Source organism: Nocardioides lacusdianchii (genome assembly GCF_020102855.1).
In the GTDB taxonomy this organism is placed as follows: domain Bacteria; phylum Actinomycetota; class Actinomycetes; order Propionibacteriales; family Nocardioidaceae; genus Nocardioides; species Nocardioides lacusdianchii.
Genome location: NZ_JADHZD010000007.1, coordinates 192,031 through 211,611 on the forward strand (window position 1 = coordinate 192,031; position 19,581 = coordinate 211,611).

Genomic DNA, 19,581 nt, shown 5'->3' on the forward strand with positions numbered 1-19,581 from the left:
GGCAGGGTGGGCGCCGCTGCCGCGTCTGGGGCCGGGTGGTCAGAGCGTGCTGTTCATCGAGGAGACCGGTGGGCGCCGCACGATGTTCGACCTCGCCGGGCTACCGGTCGCCGATCCGATCCGCCGGTGGTTGGCCGAATGCCTCGCCCGCCAGGCCAGTACCCGCTCGACGGTCAAGCGGTTGGCCACTGCGCGATCGTTGGCATACGCCGCGCGACAGTTCGCGGGAACTCTCGCGGAGCATCCGATCGACGTGGAGCACCCGGCGGACATCGTCGCCGAGCACTTCGTCGCCTTTCGCCGCCGCTACGAGCACCTGAGGGTCCGGACCGCGGCCACCTACATCGAATCGCTGCAATGGCTGCTGCGCGAGGAGGACCAACTCACTCCTCAGGCTCGGGCGGGACTATCGGCGATCCGCATCCGCGGCGCACACCGCAGCGACCATGACGACAGCATCGGTCGGGTGTACACCGACACCGAGTGGCAAACGATCCTGACCGCCGCGCGACACGACGTGCGGGTGGCCCGCGACCGGATCCACGACGGGCGGCGACTGCTGGCCCGGTACCGGGCCGGGGACCTGGAGGCGGGCACCGACCGGGCCAGGCTCGCTCGGCTGTTGGACGGCTTCGAGCGCACCGGCGAACTGCCACGAAAACCCAGCGGAGATGCCTCGTCGGAGGTACGCAGGTGCGGCGGCCTGGTCAAGGTCGCCGGAGTGTTGTGCCTATCCCCCGATGAGCTGGCCGCATTCGCGGTGCTGCTGGTCACCCTGACCGGTCAGAACTTCGGCACCGTCGCCGCCTGGCCCGCGGCGCACTTTCGCCCCGATGGGGGACTGACCGACCAGGGCCTGGCGTTGGTCGAGTCGTGCAAGCCGCGCCGGGGACCGAACCGGCAGCACATGGTTATCGCGTTGGAGGACATTCTCGACGACACCGACCGGGAGCACCGGCTCTTCCGGTCACCGCTGCGGGTGTACCAGCTCCTGCTCGACCTGGGCGGCACCGCCCGCCGCCTGAGCAGCAGCCAGGGTCTGTTCGCCGGCCGGATCGCCAAAACCACCGGCACGGCGACCAGCCCGTGGATCACCACCCTGGCCGGCCAGCACGTGCAACGGTGGGCCGCCGCGCACGGCTTCCCCACCGCCACCCACGCGGTCCCCGGCGAGAAACCGGTGGTCTCGGTGCGGCGGCTGCGGCTGACCGCGATCGAACGGCGCCGCCGCCCCGTCGCGCACACCGCGGCAACCATGCGCGATACCTACCTGATGCCCAACCCCGGGGTGCAAGAGGAGAGCCGCATCGTGGTCGCCGAGGCCCTACGGGCCGAGGTCAGAAAGGCCCGCGACCACTGCCGCGTCCCGGTATTCACCCAGGCGTTCGTGCGTCTGGCCGGCCGCGACCCGCAGGCCGCCGCCGAGCAGGCCAACATGAGCGTCGAACAGCTGGCCGGGCTGCTGGATGGCACCCGGGACACCGTGCTGGCGTCCTGCCGAGATCACCTCGACGGCCCGTACGACCCTGCCGGGGTGGCGTGTTCGGCCTCGTTCCTGTCCTGCCTGGACTGCACCAATGCTCGCGCGCTACCCCACCAGCTGCCGATCCAGCTTGCCGCGATCGAGGCGCTGCAGCAGCTGCGCCCGCACCTGCCACCGGCCCTGTGGGCGCGTCGGTACGCGCCCCGACTGGAACAGCTGCGCGAGATCACCACCGGTTTCCAGTCCGCCGAGATCGACCATGCCAAAGCCGCCATCACCGACGGGCACCGCCAACAGATCAGCGACCTCCTGGAGGGCCGATGGGACCTGCGCTGACCGACGACGCCGGCCCCGTCGCCGCGAACGTGCGTGTCCTGCGCGCCCGAACGGTGCGCCCGGGCACCCCGGCGGAGAAGCTCTCCCGCTTCGAAGACACGGTCTGGCATCTCGCGCCGGCCCACCCTGACGCGCACGCGAAGATCAACGCGATCCGCTGGGACCACTGGCCGGCCGAGCTGGTCGAACAGTTCAAGACCATCACCCTGGCCTTCCTGGAACACCCCACCCCCAACAGCGTCACCATGACCAGTCGCGGCGACCCGATGAGCGTCAGAACCCTGTCCTTCCGGCTGCGGACCCTGTGGGTGTTCGCGTCCTGGATGAGCCTGCATCACCTGCGCAGCCTGCGCGAGGTCACCGACCAGCACCTGCAGCAGTACCGCCGGCACGTGATCGGGCTGGAGGCCAGCAACCGCCGCAAGGCCGATCTGCTCGCCGCGGTGCGCACCATCTGGGTCTACCGGGCCTGTCTTCCACCGCAGTGCCGGCTGGCCACCACCAACCCTTGGGACGGTGTGAGCACGGCACGGCTGGCCTCGGCCCCAGGCCGAGCGTGGGGAGCGGAGAACACGACCCCGCGCGTCGCCCCGGCCACCATGGAGGCCCTGCTGGACTGGAGCCTGCGCATGGTCGAAACGATCGGCCCCGACATCGTGGCAGCGCGCGCCGAGCTTGGCCAGCTTGAGACCGGCGCCCACCCCAGCCAACGACCCCTCGAAGGGCTGTCCTCACGGCAGCGGCTCGAGGCGTTCGTGGCCGCCGCGGCCGCGCAGGGCCACGCCCTGCCCGGGCACCCGGCCCGCAACCCGCACGAGCAGGCACGGATCAACTGGAGCCGGATCGCCGTGCTACTGCGCCTACCCCACCACCAAGTACATCCCAGCCTTCGTCCCATCGTCGTCGACAGTGGCCTACCGATCGCCGACGGCTCGCCCATGGGCACCATCACCGGCACAATTGATGGCCGCCCGTGGCGCGAGCGTCCCATCACCACACGGGAGCTCCCCGGGCTGGTCTCCCACCTGTCCGCCGCCTGCTTCGTCGTCGTCAGCTACCTGTCGGGCATGCGCCCCGGAGAGGTTCTCAATCTGCGCCGCGGCTGCGCCAGCCAGGACGAGGCGACCGGCCAGCTGCTGGTGGTCGGCCGCTACGGCAAGGGAACCGCGCGAGCCCCACGCCCGACGGTCGGGGACGACCCCTGGGGCCGCTCCTGGGTCGTCGTGCGCCCCGTCCACCAGGCCATGGCGCTGCTGGAGCAACTGTCCGACTCGCCGTTCGTGTTCCCGGCCAGCCTCCTCAAGCCACACCAGCTCAGGCCCGCCGAACACCACGCCCGCCGCCCCGGTGAGATCACCCGCGACCTGAGCAACCTGATCGCCTGGCTGAACGCCACCTTCCACCGTGCCGACGGGCGGCCGCTCGTCCCTGCGGATCCGGCCGGGCGTATCTACCCGACACGTTTCCGCCGCACCCTGGCCTACTTCATCGTGCGCCGGCCCCGCGGGCTGATCGCCGCCGCTCTCCAATACGGGCACGTCTCGACCACCGTCACGCTCAGCTACAGCGGGAAGGCCGACACCGGATGGCTCGACGATCTCGCCATCGAACGATTGGAGGCCATCATCGAACACAACGAACGAGACCATGCGCTGCTGCAAGACGGGGAACACGTCAGCGGCCCCGCTGCCACCGAATACCGGGACCGGATCGAACGCACCCACCGATTCGCCGGACGAATCGTCAACCGCGTCCGCAACGTCGAACGCCTCCTCGGGCACGCAGACACCAGCATCCACCACGGCGAGGGGATGACCTGCGTATACCGGCCCGAAACCGCCGCATGCCGCACCACCCGGCTGACCCAGGGGCTTCCCGCGCACGACGCTCCCCTCGAGGCCGAATGCCAATCGGGATGCGCGAACCTGGCCTACACCGACCGCGACATCACCCAGCTGCGCGAACGACTAGACATCCTCGATCATGCCGCCGCCGACGTACTCACACCGGCTCCGATGCGTGACCGTGCCCGCGCCCAAGCCGGCCAGGTCCGAGCCGTGCTTGCCCAACACCAGGCACCATCCGGGCAAGGCGATATCTCATGACCCGCAAGAGACGCGACCGGGACGCCGAACGCCGCGAACTGGCCGCCGCCATCCGGCGACTCCTCGCCGGCACCCCGCTGCGGTCGACCAGCGGGAAGCTCACCAGCAGCGAACTGATCACCGAATCCGGCCTGCGCCGCGACGTCGTCTACGCCGACCACAAGGACCTCGTCGACGACTTCCGGGCGCGCGTCAAAGCCCAGCACGCCACCCCAGCCTCGATCGCACGGGTCGCCGACGACAACCGTGCGCTCAAGGACGAAAACGCCAGCCTCAAAGCGCAGCTCGCGGCCGAACGCGAGACCACCAAGACGCTGGCCAAGATCATTGGCGAACTCTCCCTCGAACTCCACCAAGCCCGCGACGAGCTCAGCACCCTGCAACAGATCCCACACATCGGCGCGCATTCGTCGGCCCAACGTGCCAGGGTCAGGCAGGATTCGCCGTAAGCCGATCCGTAAACAGCGACCAGAACGCACATTCTCAATCAGCAACCAAGGCGCCCGGAGGAGCCGGGCGGCCATTTCACCGGAGCGACCTCAAGGGCGATCAAGGCTCAGCCACACCCGACCCTCCCGGGCCGCTGAACAACTTGCGGATCGAGGCCGAGGCTCACGACTCCGTAGCGTCGGCTACCCTCGCGGACGCGGCGGGTGGGCAAAGCGGGTGCACGACGGGCCAGGTGGAGCTGAGGTCGGCCAGCACCAGATCGGCGCGAGCGCCTTCCCGCAGAGAACCGCGGTCGTGGAGGCCCACGCACGCGGCGGGTCCTGCCGTCACGAGCGCGATCGCGCGCGGCAGGGTCATCACCCCGTCCCGCGCTAGCTTCAGCGCGGCGGGCAGCATCGCGGTGGGCAGGTAGTCGCTGGCCAGGGCGTCGACCAGTCCGGCTCTTGCGAGTTCGGTGGCCGAGACGTTTCTGGTATGGGAACGGCCGCGGATTACGTTGGGGGCGCCCGCGACGATAAGCATGTTGCGCTCACGGGCGGCGCGTGCGGCCGTGAGCGTGGTGGGGAACTCCGCTACGGTCCCGCCGTGCGCTACGAGCGCGTTGACCTCCGCGGAGGTGGCGAGATCGTGGCCCCAGAGCCGGATCCGGCCAGCGTGTGTCAGGTGGCCCAGCCACGCAAGCGCGCTGTCTCGGATATCGAGGCGGAGGTTCCGGTCGCGGCGCAAACCAGCGACGTGGTCCGCGGCCTGCTGCTCGGTCATTCCCTCCCCCAGCACGAGCCAGCGTCGCATCGTCGCCTCGTCGTGGAACTGACCAATCCCCGGGGTGTGGTCCTCATAGGACACGACCGGGAGGCCCCCCTCAGGGGGGAGCCGAGCTAGGTGGTCGTCCAGCGTCGTTCGGCCGTAGGCGCAGCGGACGTCGAGCCGGTGCAGGATTCGGTGGTCCGCCTGGGTGTCAGGGGGATTACGCAGCACGTGTGACAGGTCGACTGCGTCGGGGGAGCCGATCGGCATGCCCAGGATGGATCGCTGCTGAAAAGCTAGGCCGTGGAAGGCGGTCGTGATACCCGCAGCGCGAAGGCGGGCGCCGGCCGACCCGAGGGCGAACGAGGGGTCGAGCGTTACGCCCGGCCGCGGGCACAGCTCCTTGGTGAGCATGTCGCTGTGAACATCAACGAGACCTGGCAGGAGGTGGGCGCCCCGCCCGTCCAAGTCGCAGCTGGCACCCGGTGGATGCGCTCCCACCTCTACGACGTGACCCTCGCGCACCACGACGCGGGCGTTATCGATCATCCGGTCGCCGAGCACCGCCGCTACGTGACCAACCACGTAGTCGGTCGACTTCCAAGGGGCCACGGTCCGTCAGCCTAGTCCCGACACCGTGCCCGTCCCCGAGTACCTGCGTAATCGCGGCGGATCGCCGGCACACGTTCACCGGGCGTTAAGGCGTGACCCCTTCCGCCTTCACAAATCCTCTATACGTTTCAGGCATTCCCCCTAAAACCTATAGAGGAGCGCTCGTGCTCGAACTTTCCGAGGTGAGCAAGACCTACAAGGGTGGCGTGCGAGCTCTGGAACGCACTGATCTCAAGATCGAACCCGGGCAGGTGACTGTGCTACTGGGGCCCTCAGGGGCGGGCAAGTCGACGCTTCTGCGCTGCATGAACATGCTTGTCACTCCCTCGACCGGCACCGTCCGAGCCGAGGACCTGCCGCCCCTTGAGTCCCGCCGCGCGCTACGAGACCACCGCCGCCGAACCGGCATGGTCTTCCAGCACCACCAGCTGATTCCGCGCTATACCGCCCTGCGCAACGTTCTGCTGGGGCGGGTCGGGTACCAGTCCCTGTGGCGCGGGTTGTTGCCCTCCACCCGCGAGGACGAGCGCATCGCGCTCGATGCGCTCGATCAGGTCGGGCTGCTCGACAAGGCCCTGGAGCGTGCCGACAGCCTGAGCGGCGGCATGCAACAGCGGGTCGGCATTGCTCGAGCCCTCGCGCAAAGGCCGCGCCTCATCCTCGCCGACGAACCGGTTGCCAGCCTGGACCCGGCAACCTCCCAGCGCGTCATGTCGCTGCTGCATCGAGTCTGCGAGCACAACGGCATCACTCTGGTCGCCAGCCTGCACCAGGTCGACCTGGCCCTCGGGCACGCGGACCGCATCATCGGCCTCGCGCACGGCGAGGTCGTGTACGACGGCCCAGCCGACAACGTCACCGACGCCGACCTGCAGCTGATCTACGAGGGCGTCACCGATAACGCCGTCGAGCCAGCCCTGACCGACCCCACGGTCAAACAGGCAGCCGTCGCCGCCGCCAGGTAGTACGACCCACCCCCTTTTTCCCAACCACATCCCAAGGAACACCCATGCCCGTTCACCGTCATCCCACCCTCGTCGTCGCGACCCTGATCTCATTGGCGCTCGTCCTCGCCGGCTGCGGCTCCAGCTCAGGGAGCGGGGCCAAGGCCGTGGCCAACGAGGTACCCGAGACCCTGCGGGTGGCGCTGCTGCCCGACGAGAACGCCTCAGACGTGATCAAGAACAACGAGCCGCTGCGGCAGTACCTCGAGGATGAGCTCGGCGTCGAGGTGGAGCTCGTCGTCACCACCGACTACTCCTCGATGATCGAGGCCATGGCCCGCGGCCGCCTCGAGCTCGGCTACTTCGGCCCTCTCTCCTACGTCCTTGCTCAGGAGAAGTCCGACATCGAGCCATTCGCAGCGATGCAGGACGTAGAGGGCGAGGCCCCGACGTACCGAGCAGTGATCGTAGGCAACCCCGATGTCATCAAGAACCTTGATGACATCGCCGGCAAGACCGTCGCCTGGGGCGACCCGGCCAGCACCTCCAGCCACCTGATCCCGAAGGCGATGCTCGTCGAGCAGGCGGATCTGATCGTCGACGAAGGGAACTACCAGGAGCAACACGTCGGCGCCCACGACGCCGTCGCTCTCGCGGTGCAAAACGGCAACGCCGAGGCAGGCGGCCTCAGCAAGCCGATCTACGAGCGGCTCGTCGAGGAAGGCATCATCGACCCGGCCAAGGTGGCGGTGATCGCGGAGTCGGAGCCCTATCCCAACTACCCCTGGACCATGCAGGCGAGCTTGCCCGAAGACTTCAAGGAGCAGGTGCGCAACGCCTTCCTCGAGCTTGACGTCACTGAGGTGCTGGAGCCGTTCGGCGCTACCGGGTTCGAGCCCATCACCGATGAGGACTACGACGTCGTACGCGAGCTCGCGCCGCTGCTCGACATCGACCTGGCGGACTTCCAGTGAGCATCGGGCTGCTCTCTTCCGACCAGGAAGATGTCCAGGAGGCAAGCTTCCGGGCGGTCGCCCAGCAGGTGCGCGCTGACTGGCGCCGTCGGGCAGCAGAGCTCGTCGCCGTGGCGGCGTTGGTGCTCTTCTGCGCCTACTTCGTCGGCCTGCTCGACAGTGCCCGGATGGGTGCCGGGCTGGTCGACATCGTGGACCTGCTCGGCGAGATGTGGCCGCCAGACTTCACCAACCTGAACGCCTGGTGGGGTCCGCTCTGGGATTCCTTGGCGATGAGTCTGGCCGCGACCGCGCTCGCGGTGCTGCTGTCGGTCCCCCTGGCGCTCCTCGGCGCACGTAACACCTCACCCCACCCTGCCGTCTACTGGTCGGCGCGGATGATGCTCAACGTCCTGCGCTCAGTGCCGGAGCTGATCATGGCGATCGTGTTCGTCGCCGCAGTGGGCTTCGGCGCCCTGCCCGGCGCGCTTGCCCTCGGCATCCACTCGGCCGGCATGGTTGGCAAGTTCTTCGCCGAGGCGATCGAGCACGCCGACCAGGCCCCGGTGGAGGCCGCCCGCGCCGTCGGGTCGACTCCGGCGCAGGTGATCATGCACGGTGTCCTGCCCCAGGTTCTGCCGCAGATGGCTGACGTCACGATCTACCGCTGGGAGTTCAACTTCCGGGCCTCGGTGGTGGTCGGTGTGGTCGGCGCCGGCGGGATCGGGTTCGAACTGATCGCCGCGCTGCGCACGCTCAAATACGAGGAAGTCTCCGCCATCCTGCTCGTCATTCTCGCTACCGTCACCGTGGTCGACGCCCTCGGTGGCCTACTCAGGAAGAGGTTCGCATGACCGACACCTTCGCGCGTCCGGTGGTCGTCCTGACCCATCGGGTGCACCCCGAGATCCTCGATCTCCTCGGCCGCGTCTGCGAGGTCGTGCCGAACCAGGACAACGACAGCCTCCCCGCCTCCGAACTGCGGCGACGGGCCGCAGACGCCGACGCGTTGATGGCGTTCATGCCCGACCAGATCGACGCGGATTTCCTCGATGGCTGTCCGCGGCTGCAGGTCGTTGCGGGAGCCCTCAAGGGCTACGACAACATCGACGTCGATGCCTGCACCGAGCGCGGGATCTGGCTCACCCGGGTCGAGGATCTGCTCACCGAACCCACCGCCGAGCTCGCCCTCGGGCTGCTTATTGGGCTCGCGCGTCATGTGACCAGCGGTGACCGCCGAGTGCGCGATGGCTTCCCGGGGTGGCGGCCGGTGCTCTACGGCCGCACGCTCATCGGCGCCACGATCGGGATCGTCGGGGCCGGTGTGCTTGGACAGGCGGTGGCGCGGCTGCTCGGGGGCTTCGACGCCCGCCTGCTCTACTGGGACCCCCAGCCAGTGACGCCGTCGAAGGCCAGCGCACTCGGGTTGGAGCGCGTGGAGCTCACCGAGTTGCTCACACACAGCGATGCCGTGGTGGTTTGTGCACCCCTGGTGCCCGACAGCCTGCACCTGTTGAACCGCGAAGCACTCGCATCGATGCGGCCGGGCGCACTGCTGGTCAACGTCGGACGAGGCTCGGTGGTGAGCGAGGACGCCGTCACCGAGCTGCTGCGCGGTGGCCACCTCGGCGGGTACGCCGCCGACGTCTTCGAGTTCGAGGACCTGTCACGCCACAACCGACCAGACGGCCCGCACCCCGACCTGCTAGAGCTGAACGAGCAGACCCTCTTCACCCCACACCTGGGCTCGGCGGTCGCAACTGCCCGGCTCGCGATCGAGGAGCACGCGGCAAACGCCATCCTGAAGGTGCTGGCCGGAAAGGTGCCCGAGGGAGCCGTCAACAACCCGAACCGAGAGGTGCTGACGACGTCCCGCTCGCCGCTATGATCCTACCCATCAACGACGTCCCGCGCCGAAGGCCCTCCGCCCGGATACCGGTCTACCTAGCCACAGCCGACGCCTTGGCCGAGCGCATCGCAGAGCAACCCGTCGGCACGCGGCTCCCATCGGAAGACGAACTCGCCCGGGACCTGGGCGTCGGCCGCCTCACCGCACGGGCCGCCCTGTCCGAGCTCGAATCTCGCTACCTCGTCCGGCGCAGGCAGGGCAGCGGAACGTACGTCTCGCGGCGCATCGACTACACCATCAGCCGGCACAGCCCACCGAGCTGGAGCGCGAGCGTGCGCCAAGCCGGTCTGACCCCGCACATTCGCACCACGGGCTGGCGCCTCGACCAGCCACCGGCGGAGGTGCGGAGCCGGATGCGGGTGGGTGCTCGACGACAACTCCTCGCAATCTCCCGCGACAGGTACGTCGACAACGACCTAGTTGGCTTCGCCGAAACCTGGCTCGACCCGGATCTCGTCCCCAACCTCACACAGGTCCTCGAGCCCGGAGCGTCTCTGCACGACACCCTGGCAGGCCACTACGGCATCCAGCCGGTGCGCGGCTGGTTCGGCGTCGCGATCGACCCCGCGCCGTCCGAGGTGGCCCAGCATCTCGGGCTTAGCGGCCGACCGCTGGTGATCGCGATCCGCAGCCGCACCGACGCGGCCGCCCGTGACCATCGGCCGGTCGAGCTCACGCTTTCCTGGCTCCGTGCCGACGTGTTCCGGATCGACGTCGACTTCGACACGAGACCCTGACTCCAACCACCACGTGTTGATGGTCGTCCATGTGCGCCGCCTCGTTGTCGCGCTTGGATGAGGTTCTCTGACCGGCGGCATAGGTGTATCGGGCCAACTCGAGTTGCAGCGGCTTGCCCGCAGCGGCGACGGCGAGGCGAGCGGCTTCGCGTCGTTCAGCGCGTGCTCGACGCACCGTGACCTGGGATACGGCCACAAGTGACACCACGGCGCCGAACGGCGCTCCCCGCGCTGGCAATGAGCGTTGACCAATCCACGTCCCCAGAGTGGCACGGCCCATCCCTGTGGATGATTCCAGCGGCCGGGCCGGCGACCGTCCTACCCTGCTCGACATGTCGTGACCGCGCAGGAGGCCGCGGGCATCCTCCATCGAGTCCAGGGCGTGCCACAGAGGGATCCGCTTCCGCTGATCGCGTTCGGCGCAACCGCGTGAACTGCGGAGGCGACGTATGTCGGTCGGCCAGCGACACTCGGGATAGGCCGGACGTGTGCCTGTCGCTTGACTGACGGAGATCGGCCAACGCTTTCCCACCGGTCTGGTCGAGATCCTGTTCCGTTCAACTCTCAGGGCGATTCAGGCCGTTATGCTGTCGATGGCCTGGCCATCGGGGCCTCAAGGGTCGCGATCTCCTCGAACTTCTGCGCGTTGTCACCGAACGGCCACACATCATGAGATGCCCAAAGCGAACCGGCGACAACGTTCAGCGAGGTCGCGTCGGGACGACGGCTTCACCGATGCGTCTCGCGGCTGAGGAGGCGTGTGTCGGCCCCGATTGTGTCCTGGGCGGCGTGAGCGATCGAGTACTCCGCGGGCGTGCACTTGAGCCCAACGCTCGCACGCTTAGTAGACAACCCGGGCCTCGTCTAGCCTCGGCACGACCCAACCATTATCCGAGGTCCAGCCGCTTGGTGGTCTCCTCGCGCATCTCGGCCTTGCGGATCTTCCCGGTGACGGTCATCGGGAACTCGTCCACGAGCAGCACGTAGCGCGGGATCTTGTAGTGCGCGAGCTTGCCGTCGGCGTACGCACGAACCGCGGCGGCGTCGAGCTCGGCAGCGCCGGACTTGAGCTTGATCCAGGCGCACAGCTCCTCGCCGTACTTGTCATCGGGGACGCCGATGACCTGGACGTCCTCGATGTCGGGGTGCGCGTAGAGGAAGTCCTCGATCTCGCGCGGGTAGACGTTCTCGCCGCCGCGGATCACCATGTCCTTGATCCGGCCGACGATGTTGCAGTAGCCGTCCTCGCGCATCTCCGCGAGGTCGCCGGTGTGCATCCAGCCGTCGCTGTCGATCGCCTCCGCGGTCTTCTCGGGGTTCTCCCAGTAGCCCAGCATCACGGAGTAGCCACGGGTGCAGAACTCGCCCGGCTGGCCGCGCTCGACGATGTCGCCGGTGACGGGGTCGACGATCTTGATCTCGACGTGCGGATGCGCCCGGCCGATGGTGGCCGTGCGCCGGTCCAGGTCGTCGTCGGCGCGGGTCTGGCACGAGACCGGCGAGGTCTCGGTCATGCCGTAGGCGATGGAGACCTCGGCCATGTGCATGTCGTTCACGCAGCGCTTCATCACCTCGACCGGGCAGATGGAGCCGGCCATGATGCCGGTGCGCAGGGAGGACAGGTCGTGCTCGGCGAAGCTCGGGTGGTTCTGCATCGCTATGAACATCGTCGGTACGCCGTACACGCCGGTGCACTTCTCCGCGGCGATCGTGCGCAAGGTGATCTCGGGGTCAAAGCCGGGCGCCGGGATGACCATCGTCGCCCCGTGGGAGGTGCAGCCGAGGTTGCCCATCACCATCCCGAAGCAGTGGTAGAACGGCACCGGGATGCACAGCCGGTCGTCGGGCCCGAGGTCGATCAGGTCGGTGACGAGGTAGCCGTTGTTGAGGATGTTGCGGTGGCTCAACGTCGCGCCCTTGGGGCGACCAGTGGTGCCGGAGGTGTACTGGATGTTGATCGGGTCGGTGGGCTCGAGCCGCGCCATCTGCTCCGCCACGGTGCCGGCTGCGACGTCAGCGCCGGACGCGATCAGGTCGGACCAGTCGTCGGTGCCGATGAAGACCACGCGTTCGAGGCCGGGGCACTCGGCGTGCGTCTCACCGACCATCGAGCGGTAGTCGCTGGTCTTGAAGCTCTCCGCGCTGATCAGCAGGCGCACGCCGGCCTGGTTGACGGCGTAGGCGAACTCGTGGGTGCGGTAGGCGGGATTGACGTTGACCAGGATGATCCCGAGCTTGGCCGTGGCGTACTGCACCAGCACCCACTCCGCGCAGTTCGGCGCCCAGATCCCGACGCGGTCGCCCGCCGTCAGCCCGGCGGCGATCAACCCGCGCGCCAGGGCATCGATGTCGTGGTTCAGCTCGGACCAGGTCCACCGGCGCCCGCTGGCCACCTCGACCAGCGCTTCGCGATCGGGCTGAGCAGCGACGGTGCGCTCGAAGTTGGCACCGATCGTCTCCTCCAGCAGTGGGGGTTCGAGCTCGCCGGCGGCGTACGACTCCATGCGGTCCTCCACACGTTTCAGGTCAGTGATCCGGATCTCACGAGCCTAGTCACCCCGCCGGGGCCGAGCATGTGCAGATCGTGAACACGGACGGCGGCGCCGGAAGGCGAGCATGAGGTCGACACCGCGAAAGGAACAACCCATGAACACATCGACGACCGCCTACCTCGCCGCGCGGGACCAGCTCATCGCACTGTCCGGTCGCTACGACGACGCCCTGGACATGTTCCGTTGGCCGGAAGTCGGAGAGCGCTTCAACTGGGCGGTCGACTGGTTCGACCACGTCGCGGCCGGGAACCAGCGGCCGGCCCTGGTGATCCTGGAGGAGGACGGGACCCGCTCCTCCACGTCGTACGACGAGATGCGGCGCAGCTCCAACCAGGTCGCCCGCTGGCTCGCTGACCGAGGCGTGCGCAAGGGCGACTCGGTCATCATCATGCTGGGCAACCAGATCGAGCTGTGGCAGAGCATGCTGGCGGTGATGAAGCTCGGAGCGGTGATCATGCCGACTGCCACCGCTGCCGGGCCTGCGGACCTCGCCGACCGGATCGAGCGGGGCGAGGCCAGGCACGTGATCTGCAATGCCGCCGATGCCGGCAAGTTCGACGAGGTGCCCGGTGACTACACCCGCATCTCGGTCGGAGCGGTGGACGGCTGGCTCGACCTGACCGAGCACCGGGACCTCGACGACCGTGATGTCGAGCATCCAGCGACCACGCCGGCCGACCGCCTGCTGCTCTACTTCACGTCGGGGACGACGAGCAGGCCGAAGCTGGTCGAGCACACGCAAGTGTCCTACCCGGTCGGTCACCTCTCCACGATGTACTGGCTGGGCCTCCGGCCCGGCGACGTGCACCTCAACATCTCCTCGCCCGGATGGGCCAAGCACGCGTGGTCCTGCTTCTTCGCGCCCTGGATCGCCGAGGCGACGGTCTTCATCTACAACTACTCGCGCTTCGACGCGGCGGCGCTGCTGGGGGCGCTGCGTCGCGAGGAGGTCACCACCTTCTGTGCGCCGCCGACGGTGTGGCGGATGCTGATCAAGGCGGACCTGTCGGGAGGACCCGGCGCGCTGCGCCAGATCATCGGCGCCGGTGAGCCGCTGAACCCCGAAGTGATCTCCCAGGTCGAGGAGAAGTGGGGACTGACCCTGCGGGACGGCTTCGGCCAGACCGAGATGACAGCCGCCCTGGGCAACGTCCCTGGGGCACGGGTCAAGCCGGGCTCGATGGGTCGCCCGCTGCCCGGCATACCCGTCGTGCTCGTGGACCCGCTGACGGGCGAACGCGTTGCCGGAGACGGTGTCGAGGGAGAGATCTGTCTCGACCTCGAGGGACCGACAGGTCGGCCCCTGCCTCTCATGACGGGCTACCTGGGGGACGCCGAGCGCAACGCCGAGGCGATGGCCGGCGGCGTCTACCACACCGGCGACGTGGCCTCGATCGACGCGGACGGCTACGTCACCTACATCGGTCGCACCGACGACGTGTTCAAGGCCTCCGACTACAAGGTCAGTCCGTTCGAGCTGGAGAGCGTGCTCATCGAGCATCCGGCAGTCGCCGAGGCGGCCGTCGTGCCAGCGCCCGACCCTGTCCGGCTGGCCGTCCCGAAGGCCTACGTCGTCCTGGCGCCCGGTCACGAACCGACCGCGGACACGGCCTTCGAGATCCTGAAGCATGCGCGCGAGCACCTGGCGCCGTACCTGCGCATCCGGCGGCTGGAGTTCGCCGAGTTGCCCAAGACCATCTCGGGCAAGATCCGGCGCGTCGAGCTGCGTCAGCGTGAGAACGAGCTGGCCCTGCAGGACGCGGTGGCTCCGGGCGAGTTCCGAGACGACCAGTTCTCCGCGCTGAAGTCGATCACCTAGACACGATCGTCGGCCATCAAGCGGTTGAGCAGCCGCGGCACGTCGAGCACGCTGTCGACCGCAGCCCAGGCGGCTCCTGATGCTCGAGCCAGCTGTTCGGCTGCTTCCACGTCGTCGCTCGGAGCCAGGATGATCAGCTCCTGGAGGCTCGAGGCCGCGGCTGCGGACTCCGACTCCTCGGTGGCCCGGCAGTCCGAGAGCAGCAGCGTGACCTTGCGCCGTGCAGCGGCCCTGCCCAGCTGACGACGCGCCTGCTCGAGCGCAGCCGAGAGCGAGGTCGTGCCGTGTCCACGCAGGGACAGGATCGAGGCCACCGTCTCGCTCGCCGGGTGGCGCTCCTGCATCGGCTTGAGCACGTCGACCAGAGCAGCGAAGGTGATCACCGCATTCTCTCGAGGAGCCAGGCTGGCGCACGCAGCAGCCGCGACCGCCGCCGTCGTCAGTCGAGCCCCGTTCATCGAGCCGGACCGGTCGATCACCAGGCACAGCGCCAGCTCGGGCTTGGCCCAGTCGCTGACGAGGAGCTCGTCGAGCCGGGCGCGGCGACCTTCCGCGCGAGCGCCGAGCACGCTGTCCATGGACCGGTCGAGGTCGATGTCACCTCCGACCGTGGCGGCACGGATGCGTCGCTTCGAGACCCCGGAGGATCTTGGCAGGCCACGTCGGGTCTGCTCCAGGATGAGTCGAGGCGCCAGCCGGCGCACCTGGCTGCGCAGCGCCTCGTCGGTCGCCGACGACATCTCGACCAACAAGGTGAGCGTCTCGTCGGGGTCGTCGCTCAGGGCGGAGGCGAGGGCCTCCTCGTCGAGGACGCCCACCTCGGGCGACAGCTCGGCGAACCGCGGGTTGCGTGCCAGGTCGGAACGGCCGGTCGTGCGCTCGGCGCGAGGGCGGTCGCGCGCCTCCGGGCTGGCGGTGGGCTGGGGCTGGCCCGCCGAGGGCGGCGGGCTCAGGGTTCCCCCGGCGACCCCGCAGAGTCGGCGTCGTCCGCCGAGTCGTCGGTCGGCTCCGGCCCGAAGATGCGCTCGTACATCTCCCGCACGACGTCCTCGGGGCTGCGGCCCGTGGAGTCGTGCAGCCGGATCCGCCCGCTGAGGGAGACCTCGGCCGCGGCGAGGCCGACGTGCCAGTCGTCGACGGCCACCCCGCGGAGCTGGGCCAGCTCCACCGCGATGCGGGCGATGTCGATGGCGCCACGCACGGATGACCCCCACTCGAGAGCGTCGTGCTCTCGCGAGGCCCGCACGAGGGCCACCACCTTGGCCCGCCAGGCGTCATCGATGTCGGGGGAGTGCAAGGTGACGATGTCGCGCTCCGCCGCCGCCGACTGGTAGCCCATCGAGATCCGGCAGGTGCGGTCGTAGAGTGCGCTGGACACCCGGGCGGTGCCCACGGCGTCGAAGGGGTTCATGGCGGCGACCAGGCCGAAACCCGAGGCGGCGACGACGCGCCCCAGACGCGGTACGGCGATCTCCTTCTCGGACATCGCAGCGAGGAGCACGTTCAGGGTCTCCTCGGGAATGCGGTTGAGCTCCTCGACGTAGAGGAGCCCACCGGTTCGCATCGCCTCGAGCAGCGGCCCGTCCTCGAAGATCTCGGCGGCATAGCCGCGCTCCAGGACCAGGGCTGGGTCGAAGTGCCCGATGAGCCGGGCGGGGGTGAGCTCGGCGTTGCCCTCCACGAGGACGAAGGGGATCTCACGGTTGTGCGCGACCTGGCGCAGCAGCGTGGACTTGCCGGTGCCCGGTGGGCCTTCGAGCAGCACGTGGGCACCACTGAGCAGCGCGGCCTCGAGGAGCTGGGCCTCCTCGACGCGGGCGACGGCGCCCAGGGGCGCGGCGTGCGGCGCCGCACCCCTGGACGGTGACAGGTCGCTGGTCATTCAGTGCTCGTGAACGACGACGCCGCGCACGTTCTTGCCGGACAGGAGGTCGTCGTACCCCTCATTGACCTGGTCGAGGCGATAGGTGCGGGTGATGATCTCGTCGAGCTTGAGGTCGCCGCTCTGGTAGAGGCCAAGGATCCGGGGGATGTCGACGGTGGGGTTGCAGTCGCCGAAGAGGCTGCCCTTGATGGTCTTGCGGAACAGGGTGAGGATCGACCCGGGCAGCTCGATCGTCTGCTCCTCGAGCTTGTTCAGCCCGGTCACGACGACGGTGCCGCCCTTGCCGATGGCGTTGAAGCCGCTGGCGACGATCTCCGAGGTCAACAACCCCGGCGTCAGGATCGCGGAGTCTGCGCCCTGCCCACGGGTGAGCTCGACGATCTTGTCCTGGGCCTCCTCGGCGCTGGCGAAGGCGTGCGTCGCACCGAGCTCCATCGCCTTCTCCCGCTTGTTCTCCAAGGGGTCGATGGCCACGATGTTCTTGGCTCCCGACAGGCGTGCGCCCTGGACGGCGTTGATGCCGATGCCGCCGATGCCGTAGATGGCGACCGTGTCACCGGCAGAGACGTTGGCGGTGTTGACCGCCGCGCCCCACCCGGTCGGTACGCCGCATCCCACCAGGACGGCCTTCTCCAGGGGCAGGTCGTCGTCGACCTTGATGCAGGAGTTCTGGTGGATGACGCCGTACTGGCTGAACGTGCCGAGCATGCACATGGCGCCGTACTGGCCGCGCGGGCCCGAGATGGGGAAGCGCTCGCCCGGCAGGTAGCCCTCCAGGATGGTGGCTCCCATGTCGCAGATCGACTGCTGGCCGCTGGCGCAGTAGCGACAGGTGCCGCAGTTGGGGATGAACGAGCAGACCACGTGGTCGCCGGCCTTGACGCGCGTGACGCCCGGGCCGACCTCCTCGATGATGCCGGCGCCTTCGTGGCCCAGCACCATCGGGAGCCGCGCCTCGAGGTCGCCGTGGGCGATGTGCACGTCGGAGTGGCACAAGCCGGCGTGCGTGTAGCGGATCAGTACTTCACCGTCCCGCGGACCGTCGAGGTCGAGCTCCTCGATCTCGATGGGCTTTCCAGTCTCGTAGACGACGGCTGCGATGGTCTTCACGTGAGCTCCTAGGGTTGTGATCGGGCTCACACCGTCGCAAGATTGCGGGAGCGATTCTGTTCAATGTCTGGACAAGTCGACGTCACGGCGTGCACGAGACTTCGTGACAGCGGTCACATGACTGCCGGCTGCGCGAAGGGACCGATCACATGGACTCGCACCCACCCGCTGGACCACCAGGCACGGCACTGCGCGAGGACATCGCCCTGTCCTGGCGGCGCGTGAGCATGGCCGGACTCGACCCGTGCGCCGAGTTCGACACGGCCGCACACGACGTCGATCCGCGCAGCTCCCTGCTGATGGGTGCCACGCCGGTCCTCGAGGAGCTGGAGGAGCACCTGAGGGGAAGCAACTACTCCACCCTGTTGGTGGACCGTGACTGCCGGGTCGTGCGCCGGTGGTTCGACGACCACCGGGTCGAGAGCGGCTTCGACGCCCTCAAGCTCACGCTCGGGGCGAGCCTGCTCGAGGAGAACATCGGCACCAACGCGCTCGGCACCGCCATGGTCACCCGACAGGGCATCAGCATCAACGGCAGCGAGCACTTCGCCGAGTCCCTCCAGGGTTTCAGCTGCTACGGGCACCCGATCAGGCACCCGCTCACCAAGCGCATCGAGGGTGTCCTCGACATCACTGCTCTCATCGAGCAGGCGAGCCCGTTGCTGCCGCCGCTGATCTCGCGCGCGGTCCACGACATCGAGCAGCGACTCCTGGACGGGAGCCGGACGTCGGAGAAGAACCTGCTGCGGGCGTTCCAGGGTGCGGCCGGACTGAGGCGGCGAGCCATCCTGGCGATCGGCGAGGACATCGTGCTGTCCAACCACGCTGCCAACGACCTGCTCAGTCCGGCAGACATCGCGCTGCTGCGCGCCCTGGCCGAGGAACCGCAGCGCGACGAGCAGGCGCTGGAGCTCACCCTCGAGTGCGGCGACGCCGTGAGCATCGAGATCGCGCGCGTGGGAGGTGCGCGCCGAGGGGCCCTCCTGCGGGTGGACCGCGTGAGTGGCGACCGCGCGCGGGCGGTCAAGAGCCGGACGCAGGACAAGCTCAAGCAGATCGGCGCTCCCCGGATCGTCACGGGCGTTCCGGGAACCGGACGTTCCACCCGGGCACGGGAGCTCGCGGCCGAGCATCCGCCGCTCAAGATGATGCGTCCCGCCGCCGCGCTCCTCGAGGGCGGCGCCGAGTGGGCGTGCGAGTTCGAGGACGCCATGCGGCGTCCGAAGGGCACCGTCTGCGTGGACGGGATCGACCTGTTGCCCGACGAGCTGCTCGACCTCGTCATCGACTCGGTGGATCGGCACTCGCGCCCCGACCTGATCCTCACCGCCGGTCCGATCGCCGGTCTCACCGGCCGCGCGGCCACCCTGGCCGGGATGGCGATGAACCGCGAGGAGCTCGTGCCGTTGTCCGCGCGCCGCACGGAGATCCCCGGGATCGCCGCCGCGATGTTGGCCGAGGTCGCTCCGAACCGGGCGATCCACCTGGCGCCGAGCCTGATCCGGGCCCTGGCTGCCCAGTCGTGGCCGGGCAACCTCCGGGAGCTGAAGGCCGTCATCCAGCACCTGGCGCTGCAGCGCTCCGTGGGTGCCCTCACCCTGCCCGACCTGCCCGAGCAGTATCGCGTGACGTCACCCGAGCACCGGTTGACCGCTCGGGACCAGGCCGAGCGGGACGTGATCGTGATGGCACTGAAGGCAGCCGCCGGCAACAAGGTGCGCGCTGCGGAGGAGCTGGGCATGTCGCGGACGACCCTCTACGCGCGCATGCGAACGCTGCGGATCACGACGTACTGATCGCCGCTGGTCGCCGTCGCCATGGAGTGTCCAGAGACTGAACATCGGCGTGAGCCGACGGGAGTGATCCTCGTCTCACGGACCTAGCACGTGGCAGGTCCCCGAAACCGGAGGCATTCCATGACCGCTGTTGCACCTGACCT

The 19,581-nt window shown here is 68.8% G+C and carries 15 protein-coding genes; 10 read left to right on the top strand and 5 right to left on the bottom strand.

Translation table 11 applies throughout. The annotated features are described in order from the left end of the window. Positions 1 to 46: 46 nt before the first annotated feature. From IRX98_RS12470 to IRX98_RS12480, 3 genes are read left to right on the top strand one after another with little or no spacing between them, the layout of a single operon-like run. Positions 47 to 1,819: a hypothetical protein gene (locus IRX98_RS12470; protein WP_224277195.1), complete on the top strand. Its 1,773-nt coding sequence runs from the start codon at positions 47 to 49 to the stop codon at positions 1,817 to 1,819. Next, complete coding sequence (locus tag IRX98_RS12475) at positions 1,804 to 3,924, top strand: site-specific integrase (RefSeq protein ID WP_224277197.1); 2,121 nt, start codon at positions 1,804 to 1,806, stop codon at positions 3,922 to 3,924. Before IRX98_RS12470 ends, IRX98_RS12475 begins: the two co-directional genes overlap by 16 nt. Continuing rightward, complete coding sequence (locus IRX98_RS12480) at positions 3,921 to 4,373, top strand: hypothetical protein (protein WP_224277199.1); 453 nt, start codon at positions 3,921 to 3,923, stop codon at positions 4,371 to 4,373. Before IRX98_RS12475 ends, IRX98_RS12480 begins: the two co-directional genes overlap by 4 nt. 163 nt (positions 4,374 to 4,536) lie before the next feature. On the opposite strand, the gene IRX98_RS12485 is transcribed toward IRX98_RS12480, so the two are convergent. Continuing rightward, entirely contained in the window at positions 4,537 to 5,733 is a 1,197-nt protein-coding gene (locus IRX98_RS12485) for an alpha-D-ribose 1-methylphosphonate 5-triphosphate diphosphatase (protein WP_224277201.1), read from the bottom strand. A gap of 164 nt (positions 5,734 to 5,897) precedes the next feature. Between IRX98_RS12485 and phnC the strand changes: the two genes are divergently transcribed. The 5 genes from phnC to IRX98_RS12510 are packed head-to-tail and all read left to right on the top strand — an operon-like array spanning position 5,898 to position 10,276. Beyond that, entirely contained in the window at positions 5,898 to 6,698 is an 801-nt protein-coding gene (phnC, locus tag IRX98_RS12490; protein ID WP_224277203.1) for a phosphonate ABC transporter ATP-binding protein, read from the top strand. 44 nt (positions 6,699 to 6,742) lie between these two features. Further along, the gene (gene phnD, locus IRX98_RS12495; RefSeq protein WP_224277205.1) at positions 6,743 to 7,651 is read left to right on the top strand and encodes a phosphate/phosphite/phosphonate ABC transporter substrate-binding protein; all 909 of its coding nucleotides are present in this window, start codon (positions 6,743 to 6,745) and stop codon (positions 7,649 to 7,651) included. Beyond that, positions 7,648 to 8,484 (top strand): phosphonate ABC transporter, permease protein PhnE, encoded by an 837-nt coding sequence (gene phnE, locus IRX98_RS12500; RefSeq protein WP_224277207.1) that lies wholly within the window; start codon positions 7,648 to 7,650, stop codon positions 8,482 to 8,484. Before phnD ends, phnE begins: the two co-directional genes overlap by 4 nt. 20 nt (positions 8,485 to 8,504) lie before the next feature. Continuing rightward, positions 8,505 to 9,518 (top strand): phosphonate dehydrogenase, encoded by a 1,014-nt coding sequence (locus IRX98_RS12505; RefSeq protein ID WP_224277210.1) that lies wholly within the window; start codon positions 8,505 to 8,507, stop codon positions 9,516 to 9,518. Further along, positions 9,515 to 10,276 (top strand): GntR family transcriptional regulator, encoded by a 762-nt coding sequence (locus tag IRX98_RS12510; protein WP_224277212.1) that lies wholly within the window; start codon positions 9,515 to 9,517, stop codon positions 10,274 to 10,276. The genes IRX98_RS12505 and IRX98_RS12510 overlap by 4 nt, the downstream gene beginning before the upstream one ends. An 887-nt stretch (positions 10,277 to 11,163) precedes the next feature. On the opposite strand, the gene IRX98_RS12515 is transcribed toward IRX98_RS12510, so the two are convergent. Continuing rightward, positions 11,164 to 12,780: an AMP-binding protein gene (locus IRX98_RS12515; protein WP_224277214.1), complete on the bottom strand. Its 1,617-nt coding sequence runs from the start codon at positions 12,778 to 12,780 to the stop codon at positions 11,164 to 11,166. A gap of 142 nt (positions 12,781 to 12,922) precedes the next feature. Here IRX98_RS12515 and IRX98_RS12520 point away from each other — a divergent pair, with 142 nt between their 5' ends. Beyond that, entirely contained in the window at positions 12,923 to 14,647 is a 1,725-nt protein-coding gene (locus IRX98_RS12520; RefSeq protein WP_224277216.1) for an AMP-binding protein, read from the top strand. On the opposite strand, the gene IRX98_RS12525 is transcribed toward IRX98_RS12520, so the two are convergent. The 3 genes from IRX98_RS12525 to IRX98_RS12535 form a co-directional block, all read right to left on the bottom strand. Then, the gene (locus IRX98_RS12525; protein WP_224277217.1) at positions 14,644 to 15,465 is read right to left on the bottom strand and encodes a VWA domain-containing protein; all 822 of its coding nucleotides are present in this window, start codon (positions 15,463 to 15,465) and stop codon (positions 14,644 to 14,646) included. The two genes, IRX98_RS12520 and IRX98_RS12525, sit on opposite strands and share 4 nt — an antisense overlap. 131 nt (positions 15,466 to 15,596) lie before the next feature. Then, a complete protein-coding gene (locus IRX98_RS12530) occupies positions 15,597 to 16,529 on the bottom strand; it encodes an AAA family ATPase (protein WP_224277218.1) in 933 nt (310 codons plus the stop codon). Further along, positions 16,530 to 17,642, bottom strand: coding sequence for an NDMA-dependent alcohol dehydrogenase (locus tag IRX98_RS12535; protein ID WP_224277219.1), 1,113 nt, complete (start codon positions 17,640 to 17,642; stop codon positions 16,530 to 16,532). Positions 17,643 to 17,791: 149 nt separating this feature from the next. On the opposite strand from IRX98_RS12535, the gene IRX98_RS12540 reads away from it, so the two are divergent. After that, a complete protein-coding gene (locus IRX98_RS12540) occupies positions 17,792 to 19,438 on the top strand; it encodes a sigma-54-dependent Fis family transcriptional regulator (RefSeq protein ID WP_224277220.1) in 1,647 nt (548 codons plus the stop codon). Positions 19,439 to 19,581 lie beyond the last annotated feature (143 nt).